The sequence below is a fragment of the Burkholderia sp. PvR073 genome (genome assembly GCF_054055695.1).
The window spans coordinates 86,199-104,269 of record NZ_JBSRXO010000013.1 but is presented as its reverse complement, the minus strand read 5'-3'; the positions used below and the strand labels follow the sequence as shown (position 1 = coordinate 104,269).

General features: G+C 72.1%; 8 protein-coding genes. 1 reads left to right on the top strand and 7 read right to left on the bottom strand.

The features are described from left to right. Positions 1–8: 8 nt before the first annotated feature. The gene (locus ACVK00_RS29470; protein WP_456826972.1) at positions 9–9,692 is read right to left on the bottom strand and encodes an amino acid adenylation domain-containing protein; all 9,684 of its coding nucleotides are present in this window, start codon (positions 9,690–9,692) and stop codon (positions 9–11) included. 272 nt (positions 9,693–9,964) lie between these two features. Between ACVK00_RS29470 and ACVK00_RS29465 the strand changes: the two genes are divergently transcribed. Next, positions 9,965–11,710, top strand: coding sequence for a cyclic peptide export ABC transporter (locus ACVK00_RS29465; protein ID WP_284891553.1), 1,746 nt, complete (start codon positions 9,965–9,967; stop codon positions 11,708–11,710). Between the two features lie 221 nt (positions 11,711–11,931). Here the strand turns inward: ACVK00_RS29465 and ACVK00_RS29460 are convergent, their stop codons facing one another. The 6 genes from ACVK00_RS29460 to ACVK00_RS29435 are packed head-to-tail and all read right to left on the bottom strand — an operon-like array spanning position 11,932 to position 18,001. Then, the gene (locus ACVK00_RS29460) at positions 11,932–12,969 is read right to left on the bottom strand and encodes an ABC transporter substrate-binding protein (RefSeq protein WP_284891555.1); all 1,038 of its coding nucleotides are present in this window, start codon (positions 12,967–12,969) and stop codon (positions 11,932–11,934) included. Next, positions 12,966–13,766, bottom strand: a complete 801-nt coding sequence (fhuF, locus tag ACVK00_RS29455) for a siderophore-iron reductase FhuF (RefSeq protein ID WP_228907568.1) — start codon at positions 13,764–13,766, stop codon at positions 12,966–12,968. Before fhuF ends, ACVK00_RS29460 begins: the two co-directional genes overlap by 4 nt. Beyond that, on the bottom strand, positions 13,763–15,856 hold the full coding sequence (fhuB, locus tag ACVK00_RS29450) for a Fe(3+)-hydroxamate ABC transporter permease FhuB (RefSeq protein WP_284891558.1): 2,094 nt from the start codon (positions 15,854–15,856) through the stop codon (positions 13,763–13,765). Before fhuB ends, fhuF begins: the two co-directional genes overlap by 4 nt. Further along, complete coding sequence (locus ACVK00_RS29445) at positions 15,853–16,704, bottom strand: ABC transporter ATP-binding protein (RefSeq protein WP_165751372.1); 852 nt, start codon at positions 16,702–16,704, stop codon at positions 15,853–15,855. Before ACVK00_RS29445 ends, fhuB begins: the two co-directional genes overlap by 4 nt. Continuing rightward, positions 16,694–17,713, bottom strand: coding sequence for a TauD/TfdA family dioxygenase (locus ACVK00_RS29440; protein WP_175660743.1), 1,020 nt, complete (start codon positions 17,711–17,713; stop codon positions 16,694–16,696). Before ACVK00_RS29440 ends, ACVK00_RS29445 begins: the two co-directional genes overlap by 11 nt. Positions 17,714–17,758: 45 nt before the next feature. After that, on the bottom strand, positions 17,759–18,001 hold the full coding sequence (locus ACVK00_RS29435) for an MbtH family protein (RefSeq protein WP_006753776.1): 243 nt from the start codon (positions 17,999–18,001) through the stop codon (positions 17,759–17,761). Positions 18,002–18,071 lie beyond the last annotated feature (70 nt).

Genomic DNA, 18,071 nt, shown 5'->3' with positions numbered 1-18,071 from the left:
CGTCGTCCTTATTGGGTTTCCAGTTCGCCGAGCAGCGCATCGATCGCGCTCGCCGCGTCGGTCTCGCCCCGTGCCGCGCAGGCTGCGTCGATCGCATCCGCGCAGCGTGCGAGCGTGCGGGTGTCGAAGAGCGTGCGCAGCGGCAGCGCGAGACCCCAGTGCAGGTTCGCCTGCGCATGGGCCTGCGTCGCGAGCAGCGAGTGGCCGCCGAGCAGGAAGAAATCGTCGTCGCGGCCGATCGCGTCCACATGCAGCACGCGCTGCCAGATCGCGGCGAGCGCGCGCTCCGTGTCGGTCGCGAGTTCGACGGCCGCGGCCGACTCGCGCACCGGCGCCGGCAACGCATGGCGGTCGCACTTGCCGTTCGGCGTGACCGGCAGCGCGTCGAGCTCGATCAGCTGCGACGGCACCATGTACGCCGGCAACTGCGCGCGCAGCGAATCCAGCAGTGCCGCCCGGTCGAGCGACGCCGCGTCGCCGCGTGCGACATAGCCGATCAGTTGCTCGTCGCGCACGATCACGACCGCGTCGTGCACGCCCGGCGCCATGCGCAGCAGCGCCTCGATTTCACCGGGCTCGATCCGCTGGCCGCGCAGCTTCACCTGCGTGTCGACGCGGCCGAGATAGTCGAGTGCGCCATCGGCGCGGCGCCGTGCGAGGTCACCGGTGCGATACATGCGCGCGCCCGGCACGAACGGATCGGGCACGAAGCGCTCGGCGGTCAGCCCGGGGCGGCCGAGATAGCCGCGCGCGAGGCCCGCGCCCGCCAGATACAGTTCGCCGGTCGCGCCGGCCGGCACCGGCTGCCATGCCGCGTCGAGCACGTGCAACTGCAGGTTCGCGATCGGATGGCCGATCGGCACCGCGACGGCGCTCGCGTCGTCAGGGCCGCAGGTCCAGTGCGACACGTCGATCGCGGCTTCCGTCGGCCCGTACAGGTTCACGAGCGTCGCGTTCGGCAAGAGCCGTGCGACCTTCGCGACGAGTTCGGGCGCGAGCGCTTCGCCGCTCGCGACGATCAGGCGCACGCTGTCGCATTGCGCGGCGGCCGAGAAATCGTCCAGATACGCGGCGAACGCGGCCAGCATCGACGGCACGAAGTGCAGCACCGTCACGCCGTGCGCATGGATCGCGGCCGCGAGGCGGGCCGGATCGCGGTGGTCGCCGGGCGCGGCGATCGCGAGCTTCGCGCCGATCGCGAGCGGCCACACGAATTCCCATACCGACACGTCGAAGCCGAACGGCGTCTTGTGCAGCACGACATCGTCGCGCGTGAGCCGGTACGCGTGCTGCATCCACGCGATCCGGTTCGCGAGCGCGCCGTGCGAGTTGCCGGCGCCCTTCGGCTTGCCGGTCGAGCCGGACGTATAGATCAGGTACGCGAGCCGGGCGTCGTCGATGTCGGTCGCGACGTCGGCGGCGGCTTCGTTCGCTTCGCCTGCTTCGTTCGCTTCGTCGGCGAGCAGATCGGCCACCGTCAGCAGCTGCGTCGTCGCGTCGTCGCCGAGCGCGGCCTCCACCTGCTCGCGCAGATGAGCCTGCGTGATCGCGACCGCCGGCCGCGCATCGCGCAACAAGTACGCGATGCGCTCGGCCGGATAGTCGGGATCGACCGGCAGGTACGCCGCGCCGGCCTTCAACACGCCGACGAGCGCCGTCACCATGTCGAACGAGCGCTCGACGCACAACGCCACGGGCGTATCGGGCCGCACGCCGCGCCGGCGCAATGCGGCGGCGACGCGCGTCGTGTTCAGGTCGAGTTCGCGATAGGTCGCGCGTTGCACGGCGCCGTCGGCATCGGCATATTCGAGCGCGATCGCATCGGGCGTGGCCTGTGCGGCGGCCGCGAATTGCAGATGCAGCGGCTGCCGTTGCGCGTGCGGCCACGTCCGCGCGGTGTCCTGCGCGCGCGCCAGTGCGGCGCGCGCCGCGTCGTCGGCGATCGACAGCGTGCCGAGCAGCGCATCCGGCGTGCGGGACAACGCGTCGAGCGCGCATGCGAACGCGCGGTGCCAGGTCTCGACCTGGTGCGCATCGACGCGCGCGGTGTCGTAGCCGTAGTCGATCGTCAGCTCGGCACCGCTCTCGATCACGAGCGTCAGCGCGAAATCGGTCGCTTCGATGCTGCGCACGTCGCTCAGCGCGAGCGCACGCGGATCGGCGTCGCGCACCGTCTCGTCGACCGGATAGTTCTCGAATACGACCAGCGTGTCGAACAGGGCGCCGCCGGCGCCGCGCGCCCAGCGCTGGATATCGGCAAGCGGCGTGTGCGCATGCTCGGCGGCGGCCGCGTTCTCGCGTTGCAGCGCCTGCAGCCAGTCGGCCGCGCGCTGCTGCGGCGCCGGCGCCGTGATCACCGGCAGCGTGTTGATGAAGAGGCCGAGCACCGTGTCGACGTCCGCGAGCGCATCGGGACGGCCCGCGACGGTCGCGCCGAACGCGACGGCCGGCTGGTGCGTCATGCGCTGCAGCGCGAGCGCCCACGCGCCCTGCACCAGCGTGTTGACGGTCAGCTTCAGCGCACGCGCCGTTTGTGCGATGAGCGTCATCGCATCCGCGTCGATCGTCGCGCGCCACGTGACCATCTCGGCGTCGGCGCGATCGGCCACGCGTTCGGCGATCAGCGTCGGCGCGTCGAGCCGCGCGAGCCGGTCGGTCCAGAAGCGTTCGTCCGCGGCGCGATCGCGGGTGCCGAGCCACGCGATGAAGTCGCGATAGCGCAGCGCCGGGCGGCTCGCGAACGGCGACACCGCATCGGGGTCGCGATAGTCGCGCAGCACGTCCGCGAGCAGCCGCGCGGTGCTCCAGCCGTCGAGCAGCACGTGGTGACGCGTCCAGACGACGCGCCACGCGTCGTCCGTCACGCGGATCAGCGTGAGCCGCATCAGCGGCGGCTCGCGCCAGTCGAAACCGCGGGCGCGGTCAGCCGCGAGCCACGCGTCGAAATCGGCGTCGAGCGTGTCGCCGCGCGTGCGCCAGTCGAGCTGCTCGACCGGCATTTGCGCATGGCGATGCACGCATTGCAGCGGCGCGGCCTCGTCGGCCATCACGCTGGTGCGGAGGATGTCGTGGCGCGCGACGGAGGCACCGAACGCGGCCGCGAGCCGGTCGGCGTCGAGCGCCGTCGCGGTCGCGACGAGCTGGTTCACGTAGCTGGCGTGACCGGGCGCGAACAGCGCATGGAACAGGATCCCCTGCTGCATCGGCGACAGCGGATACACGTCGTCGATCGTGCGCCAGTCGAGCGGCGCGCGTTCGATCGCGGCCTGCGTGAGGCCGGCGGCCTGCGCAAGCGGGAAATCGCCCGGCGTCGCGCCGCCGCCGCGATGCGCGACCCGCGACGCGCAGGCATCGGCGAGTTCGCGCAGTGCGGCGGCAAAGCGCGCCGTGAATGCGTCGATCGTCGCGCGCTCGAACTGCGGCGCGCCGTAGACCCAGTGAACCTTCAGCGTGCGTGCGCCGTCGCGATCGGTATCGAGGTACGCATGGATCGCGAGCGTGTTGCCGAGCGGGCCTTGGCGGTCGCGCTCGATGCCGGTGCCGCCGAAGCGCGGCACGAGCGTCGCGTCGCGCGGCGCGTCGAACTGGCCGAGATAGTTGAACGTGACGCGCGGACGCGGCACGGCGGCCAGCGCCGCACGCGTCGCCGCATCGCCGTAGTGCGCGAGCACGCCGAAGCCGAGCCCCTTGTGCGGCACCGCGCGCAACGCATCCTTGACCGCGCACAGCGTGTCGCGCGCGGTGGCTTCGACCGGCAGCGTCACCGGATAGTGGCTCGTCAGCCAGCCGATCGTGCGGCTCGCGTCCGCATCGTCGAACAGCGCCTCGCGGCCATGTCCTTCGAGTTCGACGCGGCACGACGCGGCGCCGCCGGCACCGGCCAGCGCCAGGGCGAGCGCCGCGCCCAGCAGTTCGATCGTCTGCGTGCGATACGCGGCGTGGGCGTCGGTCAGCGCGGCGCGGGTCAATGCCGCGTCGATCGTCTGCACGACCACGGCCGCATCGGCGTTCGTCGCCGGTGCGTCGGGATGATCGGGCACGAGGTCGTCGCCGTGGGCCATGCCGGCCCAGTATGCGGTTTCAGCAGCGAACGGCGATGCGGGCTGCGTCGCGGCACGCGCCAGGCGGGCGGCCCATGCATCCGCGCGCAGGCCCGGCAGCGACAGGCGAGCCGGCACGCCCTCGCATGCGGCGCGATACGCGGCGTCCAGGTCGTCGAGCAGGATGCGCCACGACACGCCGTCGACGATCGCATGGTGGATCGCCAGATACAGTTGCGTCGAACCGTCCGGCAGCCGCGCCGCACAGGCGCAGGCGAGCGGCCCGCGGCCAAGGTCGAGGCGGCACTGCAACGCGTCGAAGCGCGCCAGTGCGTCGGCTTCGTCGCGGGCGGCGACTTCGACGAACGGCAGCGCGTCGTACGGCTTCGCCGCATCGCTCGCGTGCCACTTGCCGTCCACGCCGCGCGCGAAGCGCTGACGGAATGCGTCGTGATGGGTCAGCAACGCATCGAACGCACGCGCGAAGGCATCGGCGTCGAACGGGCCGCGCACGTCGAACGCGACCGACTGGTTCCAGTGGCCTGGATGCGGCACGTCGAGCGCGAAGAAGCGCTGCTGCGCGGGCGTCAGGATCGCCGCGGCAGCGGGTGCGGACTGCGCCGGCGCCGGCGTGGTCGTCATTGCAGCAGCGGCGTCCCCGGTCTTCGCGATGCGTGCGAGTTCGGCGACCGTCGGGCCATCGAACAGCTGCTTCGGCGTGAAGCGCACGCCGCGCTTGCGGGCGCGCGCGATCACCTGCAGCACGAGGATCGAGTCGCCGCCGAGTTCGAAGAAGTTGTCGTCGCGACCGACGTGCGGCGCCTTCAGCACCGCTTGCCAGACTTCGGCGAGCGCCGTCTCGACCGGGCCCCGCGGCGCGTCGCCGGAAGCCGTCGCCACCGGCGCGGCCGCCCGTTCGCGCAGCGCCGCGCGATCGATCTTGCCGTTCGCGGTCACCGGCAGGCCGGCGAGCGCGACGAATTGCGCGGGCACCATGTAGTCGGGCAGCGTCGCGCCGAGCGCCGCGCGCACGGCGGCCTCGTCGAATGCCGCGCCGTCGCGCATCACGACGAACGTCGCGAGCCGCAGGCGGCCGTCGTGCTCGATCGCGAGCGTCTCGGCCTGCGCGATCGGGCCGGCCGCGCGCACCGCCGCGCTCACCTCGCCCGGCTCGACGCGATAGCCCCGAATCTTCACTTGATCGTCGATGCGGCCGAGGAACGCGAGACGGCCGTCCGTGCGCAGACGCACGCGGTCGCCGGTGCGATACAGGCGCGCACCGGGCGTGAACGGATCGGGCACGAAGCGCTCGGCGGTCTGCGCCGGCCGGTTCAGGTAGCCGCGCGCCACGCCCGGCCCGCCCAGATACAGCTCGCCCGTCGCACCGGCCGGCACGCACGCGCCGAACGCGTCCAGCACCAGCGCGCGCGCATTCGGCAGCGGCAGGCCGAGCGGCACGCCGCTCGCCGGATCGCGCGTATCGGCCGCGATCGACGCGGTGTCGCATGCAATCGCGCCGACGGTCGCTTCGGTCGGCCCGTAATGGTTGATCACGCGGCAGGCCGGCGCGAGCGCGGCCAGGCGCGCAACGAGCGCCCACGTCAGCGTTTCGCCGCCGGTCACGAGCGCGTGGCGCGGCAGCACGTCGGCCGGCACGCGCGCGTCGAGCAGCGCCTGCAGATGGCTCGGCACGATCTTCAGCACGCCGACGTCGCGGCGACGCATTTCCTGCGCGAACAGGTCCGGATCGAACGCGCACGCGGCCGGCAGCAGATGCAGCGTGCGGCCCGCGCACAGTGCGCCGAACAGCGTCGTGTGGCCGAGGTCCGCGGCGACGGTCGACACCATCGCGAACGATGCGTCCGGCGCGAACGCGAGTTCATCGAGCATCCCCTGCACGTAATCGGCCAGTGCGCCGTGCGACACGACGACGCCCTTCGGCGTGCCGGTCGAGCCCGACGTATAGATCAGATAGGCGCCCTGTTCCGGATGCGGTGCGACGCGCACGCCGGCCGCATGGGCGAGCGTCGCGTCCTGCGCGAGCGTGTCGACCTCGAGCGGCTGGGCGTCGATGCCGGCCGGCCACGCGGCCACATCCGCGACGAGCGCCCGGCGTGCGCCGCAATCGGCGGCCGCGGCCGCCAGGCGCGCGGCCGGCTGCGCCGGGTCGAGCAGCACGGCCAGCGCGCCGGCCTTCAGCGCGCCGAGCAGGCCGACGACGAAGCGGGCCGAACGCTCGATGCAGACGATGACGGGCGCTTCGGCCGTCACGCCCTGCAGCTTCAGTGCGTGCGCGATGCGGTTCGACGCGTCGTCGAGTTCGGCGAACGTCAGTGACGCCGACGCATCGGCCAACGCGACGCGATGCGGATAGGCGGCCGCCTGCCGCGCGAATGCGGCGACGATGTCGGCGTGTTCGACGCTCAGCGCACGGCCGTCGCGCGGCTGGCGCGTCGCCGGCGACGCATCGCACGGCAGCGCGGCCGTCGCGCATTGCGGTTCATGTGCGGCGCACGCGAGCAGCGCCGCATAGCTGTCGAGCCATGCGCGCGCGGTATCGGCGTCGATGCAGTCGGTCGCGTAGGCGGCGACGAGTTCGATCCCATTCGCGTCGTCGGTGAAGTCCAGCGCGAAATCGAAGCGCGCGGCGAGATCGGGGCCCGGCGTCGCCACCGCGGTCGCGCCCGGCAGCACGCTGTCGTGCCGCGCATCGAACTGCTGCGCGAATTTCACGCGCAGCCATTCGTCGCCGCGCTTGACGGGCGGCTTCACCGCATCGACGACGCGCTCGAACGGCACGTCCTGGTGCGCGACCGCGTCGAGTGCCGCCGTGCGTGCCGCGTCGACCAGCGCGCGGAACGGCAGCGTCGGCGCCACGCGCACGCGCAGCGCGACCGTATTCAGGAACAGGCCGAGCAGCGCGCGCGTCTCCGGGCGCTGACGATGCGCGACCGGCACCGCGACGACCACGTCCGTCTCGCCGGTCAGGCGCGACAGCCATGCGTCGAGCGCGGCCAGCAGCACCGTGAAGACCGTGGCCTGCGCGTCGCGCGCAAGACACCGCACGTCGGCCGCCGCCGCGTCGGGCAGGCGGACCGACACGCGTGCGCCCTGCAGCGTGCGCGTCGCGCCCGGCTGGCGGTCGACCGGCAGCGCGAGCGGGCCCGGCACGTCGCGCAATGCGCCGCGCCAGTAGTCGAGCTGACGCTCGCCTTCGCCGCCGGCGAGCATGTCGCGCTGCCAGTCCGCGTAGTCGGCGTACTGGATCGGCAGTTCGGGCAACGACGGCTCGCGGCCTTGTGCGTATGCGCGGTACGCGGCCGACAGCTCGTCGAATGCGCAGCGCGAGCTCCAGCCGTCGGTAATCGCGTGGTGCGCGGTCAGCAGCAGCCGGTGGCGCTCGTCGGCGAGCACGACGAGCGTCGCGCGCAGCAGCGGCCCGCGCGACAGATCGAACGGCGCGCCCGCGTCGCGCTCGGCAATGCGGGCGGCTTCCGCGTCGCGTGCCGCCGGCGGTTGCTCGCGCAGGTCGAGCGTCGTGATCGCCACCGGCAGGTGTGCATGGATGCGCTGCATCACGATGCCGTCGTCGTTGTCGACGAGCGTCGTGCGCCACGCGTCGTGCCGCTCGATCACGTGATCGAGCGCGCGCTGCAGTGCCGCGCGGTCGAGCGCGCCGTCAATTGTCCAGTGCGCGGCAATGTGATAGGCAGCGCTTGCGTCGCGCGTTTGCGCGAGTACCCAGAAGCGTTGCTGGGCGAGCGATGCCGCGCGATCGACGTGCGGCACATCCAGATCGGCCGGCACACGGCGCGCGGCGATCGCGGCCAGCGGTTCGCCCGTTTCGCGTTCCGCGCGATCGACGTGCGCGGCGAGTTCAGCCAGCGTCGGATCGGCGAACAGCGAGTCGAGCCGCAGGTTCACGCGCAACGCGGCGCGAATCGCGGCCTGCAGTTGCATCGCGGCGAGCGAATCGGCGCCCAGTGCGAAGAAGCGGTCGTCGCGCGACGGCGTCGCATCGAGGCCGAGCAGCGTCTGCCAGAAGCCGGCGATCTGCGCTTCGGTCGGCGTGCGCGGTGCGTCGCCCGCCTGTTGTTCGGTGTCGCGCGCGGCGGCAATACGCTCGCGCAGCGCGGCACGGTCGATCTTGCCGTTCAGCGTATACGGCAGCCCAGCGCAGCGCACGAACCGGTGCGGCTGCCACGCGGCGGGCAACTGCGCGCCCACGTGCGCCTTCAGCGCGGCATCGTCGGCGGCCGCGCGCAGCGCGACGCACGCGATCAGCCGCGTCGGCCCGTTGCCGGTTTCGGCGATCACGGCCGCGTCGGCCACCGCCGGATGCGTGCGCAGGCACGCGGCGATTTCCGCGGGCTCCACGCGCACGCCGCGCACCTGGACCTGGTCGTCGAGACGGCCGAGATAATCGAATGCCCCGTCGGCGCGCAGGCGCGCGAGGTCGCCGGTGCGGTACACGCGCGCACCGGGCTCGCCGTGCGCATCGGGAATGAAGCGTTCGGCCGTCAGCGCCGGGCGGCCGTGATAGCCGCGCGCGATGCACACGCCGCCGAGGAGCAACTCGCCGCCCTCGCCCGACTCGCCGGCCTCGTCGCCATCGATACGCGCGACACGCGGACCGATCACGCGGCCGATCGGCAGCGACGCATACGCATCGTTGGCGGCCAGCTCGGGCGTGTCGCCCGGCTCGACCGGCCACAGCATCGGCGAGATCACGGCCTCAGTCGGCCCGTAACCGTTGATCAGGCGCACCGACGGGAAGGTGCGGCGCACGAATTCGAATGCCTGCTGCGGCAGCGCTTCGCCGCCGAACGCGAGCACGCGCAGGGCCGGCGGCACGCCGTCGCGCGCGGCGTGCGCCGCGAATTCGCGCAGGTAGGCCGGCGGAAACGCGGCGACGCTCACCGATTCGCGCACCATCAGCGCATGGGCGGCATCCGGCGCGAACGGCTGCGGCGGCGCAATCGTCACGCTCGCGCCGACCGCGAGCGGCGCGAGCCAGCATTCGTGCGCGGCGTCGAAATTGACCGACGCGAAATGCAGCAGGCGGTCGCCGCCTTCGATCGGCAACGCGGCCGCGAGCGCGTCGCAATGCGCGGCGAGCGGCCCGTGCTCGACGACCACCGCCTTCGGCGTGCCGGTCGAGCCCGACGTATAGATCATGTAGGCGGCCGCGCGCGGATGCACCGGCACGTCTTCGTCGTCGGCGAACGCGGCGGCATCCGCGCCGTCACCGGCGGCCGACATCGCGTCGAACGCGTGTTCGAACGGTGCGCCGAGCGCCGCGCGGCCCGCTGCATCGACGATCCCGTGACGCAGCTGCGCATCGCGGACGATCCAGTCGAGGCGCGCGGCCGGATGACGCGGATCGAGCGGCACGAACACGCCGCCCGCCTTCAGCACGGCCAGCAGCGCGACGAACAGCTCGCACGAGCGTTCGACGCAGACGCCGACCCGCACTTCCGCGCCGACCCCGGCCGCGCGCAGTTGACGGGCCAGGTGCGACGCACGCGCGTCGAGCGCGCCGCGCGACAGGCGCAGGTCGTTCTGGAAAGGCGCGGCGAGCGCGGGCGCGTCGGGCGCACGGCGCGCCAGTTCGCGAATTCGGTGGTGCAACGCAGTCGGGAAACTCGTCATGTGCGTGAAGTCCTTCGGTCCGGCCGCTTCGGCCAAGTCTCGGGGCCGCAAGGGGCGGCTTCACTGGTGTGACGAACGGCGCGGCCGGTTTTTTACCGTTTTGCGTGCAAAGTCCGAACTGATGCATTTTTTGACGATACGGCTAAATATTTGCGCGGCCCGTTCGTCTATCAGGAAGGAAAGCCGCAACCGGGCCCGGCCCGCGCGCTGCTTTCGCGTCAGTCTTGCCGTTTCCGCCTGGTTTGCTTGCCCTTCATTTACCGACGTTGCCGATGACAGCCGCCCACGAGCCTTCTTCCCCGCCGTCCCTCGACGCCTCCCCCGGCCGCCCCGCGGCCCGCCTGATCCTCGCGCTGCTGCGCGAAAGCCGCGCGTCGCTCGCACTGGCGCTCGTCGCCTGCGTGCTCAACGGCGTCGCGAGCGTGCTGCTCGTCGCGACGCTGAACCGCGCGCTCGCGCAGCCCGGCGCGGCCGATGCGTCGCTCGCGTGGCGCTTCGCGCTGTGCGCGGTGATCGCGCTCGTCACGCGCATCGTGTCGGGCACGCTGTTCGCCCGGCTCTCACAGGACACGATGGCGCGGCTGCGCGTGCATCTCGCGCGGCGCGTCGGCGCGGCCGAGCTGCGCGACATCGAGCGGATCGGCGCGGCGCCCGTGCAGTCGGTGCTGACCGACGACGCGACCAACGTGTCGATGCTGTTCTTCGCGCTGCCGAACCTGGTGATGCACGGCTCGATCGTGTTCGGCTGCCTCGGCTATCTCGCGTGGCTGTCGTGGCCCGTGTGCCTGCTCGCGCTGACCGCGATCGTCGCGGGCTCGCTCGGCTATCACACCGGCGATCGCCGCGCGATCGCGTCGCTCGAAGCGGCCGGCCAGGCGCAGGACCGCCTGTTCGGCTATCTCGGCTCGCTGTTCTCCGGCGCGAAGGAGCTGAAGCTGCACGACGCGCGCGCGCGCCAGTTCGTCGACGGCCAGCTCGGCGCCGCGATCGGCGAGGTGCGCGACCACCGCCGCCGCGCGTTCAGCGCGTATGCGGTCGGCGTGGGCTGGATCATCTTCCTGTTCTACGTGTTCCTCGGCGCGGCCGCGTTCTGGCCGCAGCTGGGCGTGCATGCCGATGCCGGTACGGCGGCCGGCTACGTCGTCGTGTTCCTGTTCATGCTGGTGCCGCTCGACGGGCTGCTGAACAACCTGCCGACCGTCAACGCGGCACGCGTGTCGCTCGGGCGCATCGAAGGCGTGATGGCCGAGTTCGGCGCGCTGCGCACGGTGCCGCCCGCCAGCGACGCGCCCGATGTGCCGCCGGCCGGCGCCGTCACGCTGCGCGGCGTCACGCATGCGTACTTCCACGAGCGCGACGAGCGGATGTTCCGCATCGGGCCGATCAACCTGACGATTCGGCCGGGCGAGCTCGTGTTCATCGTCGGCGGCAACGGCAGCGGCAAGACGACGCTCGCCAAGGTGCTGACCGGACTCTACGAGCCGGAGGAAGGCACGATCGAGGTCGACGGCCGCACGATCGGCTGGCGCGAGCGCGCCGCGTACCGGCAGCGCTTCAGCGCGGTGTTCAACGACTTCCACCTGTTCGATGCGCTGCTCGGCATCGTCGATCCGGACGACCCGGCGCGCACGCAGGCCGATGCGCGCGCGAACGCGCTGGTCGCGAAGCTCGCGCTCGATCACAAGGTGAAGGTTGTCGACGGCGCGTTCTCGAACCGTGCGCTGTCGACCGGGCAGCGCAAGCGGCTCGCGCTCGTCGTCGCGTATCTGGAAGACCGCCCGTTCTACCTGTTCGACGAATGGGCGGCCGACCAGGATCCGTCGTTCAAGGCCGTGTTCTACGAGCAGCTGTTGCCGGAGCTGCGCGCACGCGGCAAGGCCGTGATCGTGATCACGCACGACGACCGCTATTTCGATCTCGCCGATCGCCTGCTGAAGCTCGACAACGGTCAGATCGTCAGCGACACGACGCCCGCGCGCTCACGCGCCCAAGCGGGTGTCGATGCGCTGAGCGCGTAAGCATGGTGTGAACACCGGCCGCCTGCGCGCAGCGATTGCGGCGCGCTGGCGGCGTCCGGTTGGAAGGATCGAAGATTCGGAAAATTCAGAAGGAAATGTTGTCCGGCGTGCCTGCATACGCGTGACGCCACGGGATGTTGCAGCCCGTTCGGGCGGCATGCGGACGGCAACGCGGTTTCCCGACCACACCACCCCGCCCGCTCACGATGCGCTGCTGCCGTTCAACGCACGACGGCCGGCAGCTTCAGCATCGTATCGGTCATCACGTCGGCCAGCTTGAGCGCCGACATCGGCCCGCCAAACCCCCAGATATTGCGCTCGATGAGCGCGATCCGATGGTCGCGCAGCGCGGGCACGAAACGCCACACCGGCGAATCGAGTTTCGACGACAGCGGCACGTCCATCCCCGTTGCGGTGACGAACAGCACCGCGAGATCGCGTTGCCGGAGCAAATCGGCGGACGTCACGTAGAGCGTGCCTTCCCGCGTCGGCTTCCGCGGCCACGGCTCGAGCCCGAGCGCGCGCGCCAGCCCCGCCGACGTGCTGTTGCCCGTATAGGCCCAGTAGCGGTCGGGCAGACCGAGATCCTGCAGCAGTGCGATGCGTTCACCGCTGCGCCCGGCCGCGCTGAGCCGCGCCGCATTGCGGGAGATTCCCGCGTCGAGTTGCGCGTCGACCGCTTTCGCGCGCGCGTCGCGCCCGGTGACGGCGCCGATCGTCCGGAAGATCTCCCGCATCCAGTCGAGCTGCGTGACGGGCACGCCGTCTTCCGACACGTTCGGGCTGAACTGGAACAGGATCGTCGGCGCGATCCGGTCGAGCGCGGCGAAGATCGGCGCATGCCGGAAGCCGACGCCGATGATGAGATCGGGCTTCACCGCGGCGATCGCCTCGAGCCCCGGCTCCTGGCGCGAGCCGATGTCGGTCACGTGCGCGAGCCGGTCGCTCCCGTAGCCGAGCCAGCCCGGATAGAACGCCGTATCGGCCATGCCGACCGGCACGAGGTCGAGCGCGATCACGCTTTCCGCGAACATGAAGTCGAGCGCGACCACCCGTTGCGGCCGCACGGGCATCGTCGCGCTCGCCTGCGATACGACGGGGTTGCCGGCAAGCGAGTGGCCCGGTGGCGAGGCCGTGCTGCCCGGCCCGCCGTGCGCGTCGTCAGCGAGCGCGACGGCCGGTGCAACCAGCGCGCCGCAGCACGCGGCGCCGAGCGCGGCCAGTGCGCCGAGCGCATGGCGGCGGCCGGCACGCGTCACCGGATCGCGTCCTGCCCGGTCAGCGCCGCGTCGTCCATCGTCAATAGCAGGGGGCAGCTTCCACACAGTTGCGTTTCTCCAGGAATTTCATAGCGCAGGCAGCACACGCGGCGCGCGCGAAATGGTGTCGGCAGCAGCGGCGAGCGCGGCACGGCATCGCGCACCGGCAGGCGCAGCGGATTCGACTCGCCGCGCACGCAGGACGCGCCGAACAGCCAGTCCGCATCCCGAACGGGATCCGCCGCGCACGGCAGCGACCGGTACGTGTCGAGCAGATAGTCGAGCAGGTTGCCCGCGTTGCTCCACAGCACGCGCGGCGTGACGCGGCCCATTGCCGCGAGCAGGTCGATCACCGCGCCGAGATGCGCGACGAGCCCCGCATAGCGCGGCGCGGGATCGCTGCACGGCGCGCCGAGCGCGTCCGGCGCGAAATACAACGCGGCCGGCATCCCGTCGTCGAGCGCGACGAACGTGCGTTCCGGCGCCATGTCGAGCGGCCGGCCGAGCGTCAGCGCGGCAACCACGCCGGCGGGCGCCGCGCGGCCGAAGTAGTACTTGCTCCATTGCGACATCAGCGCGCGCGCATGCTGCGCCGGATCGCCGCCGTAGTGGCGGACCATCGCGTCGAGCACCGCGTCGCGATGCTCGGGCAGCGCGCTCACGGGCACGACGATCCGGCCCGGCGCGTGCGTGTCGTCGGGCATCCCGAGCCATACGACGTCGAGATGCTCGGCGAACGGTTCCGGCGCGAACGCGGAGAAGCGCGTGGCGCATGCGCCGTCGAGCGCCGGTGTCATCGCCCCATGCGCCGAGCGCGGCGCCCCTCGACGATCAGCAGCCCGAGCAGGTACGGCGCGCCGATCAGCGCGGTCAGCACGCCGGCCGGCACTTCGCGCGGCGCGACGACCGTGCGGGCCGCCAGATCGGCCAGGCCGAGGATCAGCGCACCGCAGGCGGCCGCGAGCCACAGCCGCGTGCGATGCCGGCGTGCGCCGAGCATCGTCGCGACGTGCGGCGCCATCAGCCCGATGAAGCCGACCGGCCCAACGGCCGCGACGGCCGCGCAAGCCGCCAGCGTCGCGATCGTCAGCGCGAGCGGCCGCAACGCGGCGACCGGCAGGCCGAGCGCGGCCGCCTGGTCGTCGCCGAGCGCGAACATGTCGAGCGGCCGCGCGAGCCAGGCGAATACGGGGACCGCGAGCACGCACCACGGCAGCAGCATCGACACCTCGCCCCAGCTGCGGCCGTAGGTACCGCCGACGAGCCAGACGACGAAGCGCGCGGGCTGCACGCTTTCCTGCGTGATCAGCCATTGCGCGAGCGTGGTCCACAGCGCGCCGATCGCGATGCCGGTCAGCGCGACCGCGAGCGGTGCGTAACGATGTCGATGATTCAGCACGAGCGTGATCGCGAGCGACAGCGCACCGCCGGTCAATGCGGCTACTGCGAGCGTCACGTGGCCCATCAGCGGCCACGTCGACAACGCGAACAACGTGACGAGCCCCGCGCCCTGCGTGACGCCGAGCACTTCGGGGCCGGCGAGCGGGTTGCGCACGACGCTCTGCATCGCGACGCCGCTCACGGCCAGCAGTGCGCCCGCGAGGAGCGCGCACAGCAGCCGCGGCATGCGCAGGTCGATCAGCATCCGCGCGAGCGCATCGTGGCCCGACAGCGCGGCGGACCAGCGCGCGGGCGACAACCATTCGGGGCCGGCCGACACGCCGACGAACACCGCGAGCACGCCAGCCGCGACGAACAGCACGGTGCGCAGCGGCCAGCCGAGCCCTTCGAGCCAGCCGACCAAGCGCGTCGAGCCGCTGCCGGCCGCGCGTTCGGCTTGCGCATGCAGCACACCCGACCACGCGGCGCCGCGCCGGATCATCGCGAGCATCAGCGGCGTGCCGACGAGCGCGATCGCGACACCCGTCGACAGCGTCGCGTCGAGGCCCGACGCGAGCACCGCGCTGTCGGTGACCAGCACGAGCGCACCGCCCGCGAGCGCCGACAGCGGCACCAGTACGCCGAGCCGCGCCGCGCGGGCCCCGCGCACCTGGCGCAGCAGGTTCGGCGCGACGAGCCCGACGTACGACAGCGGGCCCGCGATACTGACCGCGACGCTCGTGAACGCGACCGCGACGATCGTCGCGGCGAGCCGCGTCGCATCGACACGCACGCCGGCCGCGGCCGCCGCCTCGTCGCCGAGCGCGAGCGGATTCAGCGGCCGGATCACGAACGGCAGCGCGACCAGCGGCACAACGAGCCAGCGCGCGGCGAGCGCGAGCCCGGTCGCGCCTGGTTGATAGAGACTACCGTTGGTCCACAGCGCGGCGCCTGCGATGTTCTGCTCGAAGAACGCGAGCACGAGCGTCGACAGCGCCGCGAACAGCAGCATGCAGACGCTGCCCGCGAGCACGAGCCTCAGCGGCGTCGCGCGCCAGCCGCCGGCCGCGACGATCGCGCATGCGGCGGCGATCAGTCCGCAGACGAACAGCAGCGGCACCGATGCGACCCCGGCGAGCGCCGGCACCAGCATCGCCGCGAGCAGGCCGAGCTGCGCGCCGCCCGTCACGCCGAGCAGGTCGGGCGACGCGAGCGGGTTGCGCGTGAGCGACTGGAACAGCGCGCCCGCAATGCCGAGACAGCCGCCCGCGACGAGCGCGGCCGCGACGCGCGGCAGGTTGAGATCGAACAGGAACACGCCCGCGAGCGCGGCGGCGTCGCTGCCCGGCACGGCGCCCCACCACACGCGCAGGTCCGGCGCGACGCGCAGCACCGCCAGCACGGCGATCAGCACGACGAGGCCGAGCGCGATCGCACCGGCGCGGCGGCCGGATACCGTGCGCTGCCCGCTCGCCGCGAGCCGCTTGCGCACCGCGACCGTCGTCATACGGCGATATCCCGGTCGACCGCGTGCTCGAACGCGTGCGGCGTGCCGGACGCCGGCGGCCCGTAGGCCGGCACGCACATCGGCGCGCCCGTCTGGGGATGCGCGAGCTTCAGCATGTCGACGCCGAACGCGGCGCGCAACTGCGCCGGCTCCAGCATCGCGTCGGGCGAACCCTGCGCGACGAGGCGGCCGGCCCGCATCAGCACGATCTCGTCGCTGTACGCGGCCGCCTGGTTCAGGTCGTGCAGGACCCACACGATCGTCAGCCCGCGCGCGCGGTTCAGCGCGCGCAGCGCGTCGAGGATGTCGAGCTGGTGATGGATGTCGAGATAGGTCGTCGGCTCGTCGAGCAGCACGATCGGCGCCTGCTGCGCGAGCGCCATCGCGATCCACGCACGCTGGCGCTCGCCGCCCGACAGCGCGCCGACGTCACGCTCGGCATCGCCGGCGAGGCCGCTTGTGTCGAGCGCCTCGTCGATCGCCGCATGGTCGGCACGCGACAGCCCGCGCAGGAAGCCGCCATACGCGTAGCGTCCGTACGCGACGAGCTCGCGCACGGTCAGCCCCGACGGGATCTGGTTGAACTGCGCGAGCATCGTGAGCTCGCGCGCGAGCGCGCGACGGCGAAACGACGCGAGCGGCCGGCCGTTCACGTCGACGTGACCCGCACGCGCGGGCTGCAGGCCCGCGAGCGTACGCAGCAGCGTGCTCTTGCCGCAGCCGTTCGGGCCGCACAGCGCCGTTACGCGGCCGGCCGCGATCGACAGGTCCAGCCCGTCGATCACGACATGGTCGCGATAACCCACCGTCAATCCGCGCGCGGCAAGCGCGGCGGTACTACGCGTCATCGGTCCTCCGTTCGGTCGCGCGCGGGACCGTGTAGCTCTGCGCCATCGCCACGACCACCTTGCGCGGCCCTTCGAACGGATCGCGCGCATGCGCGGTCAGCATGTTGTCGAGCATCAGCACGTCGCCCGTGCGCCACGGGAACACGATGCGCTGGCGCTCGAGCACCCCGCGGATTTCCGCGAGCGCGTCGGCCTCGAGCGGCGCGCCGTCGCCGTAGTACACGTTGCGCGGCACGTTCTCGAGCCCGACCGCATCGACGAGCGCTTCCTGCATGTCGTCGTCGAGCGCGGACAGGTGAAACAGGTTTGCCTGGTTGAACCACACCCGGTCGCCGGTGCGCGGATGGCGCGCGACGGCCTGGCAGCGTTCGCGTGTGCGCAGCAGCAGTTCGCCGTCGTCGTCGGTGCGCCAGGTGCATTCGATCCCGCGCGCCGCGCACATCCGCTCGACCTCGGCCGGCTCGTCGGTGCCGAACGACTGCTGCCACGGCAGGTCGAGCCCCTGGCCGAAATTGCGCACGTACAGCAGCTCGCGCTGCTCGAAGCGCGCGACGAGCGCCGGATCGAGCGCGCGATAGACCGCGCGGCTGTCGGCAATCGGCGTCGCCCCGCCCTTCGGCGCCGCGAGCGCGCAATGGAACCAGATCCGCAGCGGCCACTCGCGTGTGTACGACTGCTCGTTGTGCAGCGGAATCGCGCGGTGCGGCGGGTATTCGGTCGACGTGTAGACGGCGCCTTCGACCTGGCTGCGCGGCGTCGACGCGTATTCATAGCCGATCAGCGGATCGCCGAACGATGCCGCGAACTGCTGGAACGCATCGATCGACGGCACGTGAAAGCCCGTGAACAGCACACCGCCCGCCCGTTCGAGCGTGTCGGCCGCGATGGCACGCGCCAGCGGCGCGACTTCGTCGATCGACATGCCGTCGGCGCTGCGCGGCGACACGACGGTGGGCAGCCCCGGCTCGATACGCAGGTCGTCGAGCGTCGGCAACGAAAGCAGGGTCATGCAACGTCCTCTTCAGGTGGCGCGCCGCCAGCGCGGCGCAACGGGTCACGACGCGCGCGTCGCGCGCTCGCCGTCCATCGCGCGGCGCAGGCTCGCGGGGCGCATGTCGGTCCAGACCGTCTCGATGTGCGCGAGGCAGTCGGCCTTCGGGCCGCGCACGCCGACCTCGCGCCAGCCGGCCGGCACGGGCCGGAACGTCGGCCAGATCGAATACTGTTCTTCGTCGTTGATGACGACCGTGTAGACCAGGTCGTCGGTGTCGGCGGAAGGCGTCGTGGCTTGCGTCATGATCGGAAAAAAGCGGGAGACGGTTGAAGGAAGCGAAGCGGCGAACTGTCGAATCGGCCGCTCCTGTCTT

Excerpts from the sequence above, each read along its gene's own strand:
- ACVK00_RS29470 (WP_456826972.1), bottom strand. The coding sequence starts at position 9,692 with ATGACGAGTTTCCCGACTGCGTTGCACCACCGAATTCGCGAACTGGCG.
- ACVK00_RS29465 (WP_284891553.1), top strand. The coding sequence starts at position 9,965 with ATGACAGCCGCCCACGAGCCTTCTTCCCCGCCGTCCCTCGACGCCTCC.
- fhuF (WP_228907568.1), bottom strand. The coding sequence starts at position 13,766 with ATGACACCGGCGCTCGACGGCGCATGCGCCACGCGCTTCTCCGCGTTC.
- fhuB (WP_284891558.1), bottom strand. The coding sequence starts at position 15,856 with ATGACGACGGTCGCGGTGCGCAAGCGGCTCGCGGCGAGCGGGCAGCGC.
- ACVK00_RS29445 (WP_165751372.1), bottom strand. The coding sequence starts at position 16,704 with ATGACGCGTAGTACCGCCGCGCTTGCCGCGCGCGGATTGACGGTGGGT.
- ACVK00_RS29440 (WP_175660743.1), bottom strand. The coding sequence starts at position 17,713 with ATGACCCTGCTTTCGTTGCCGACGCTCGACGACCTGCGTATCGAGCCG.
- ACVK00_RS29435 (WP_006753776.1), bottom strand. The coding sequence starts at position 18,001 with ATGACGCAAGCCACGACGCCTTCCGCCGACACCGACGACCTGGTCTAC.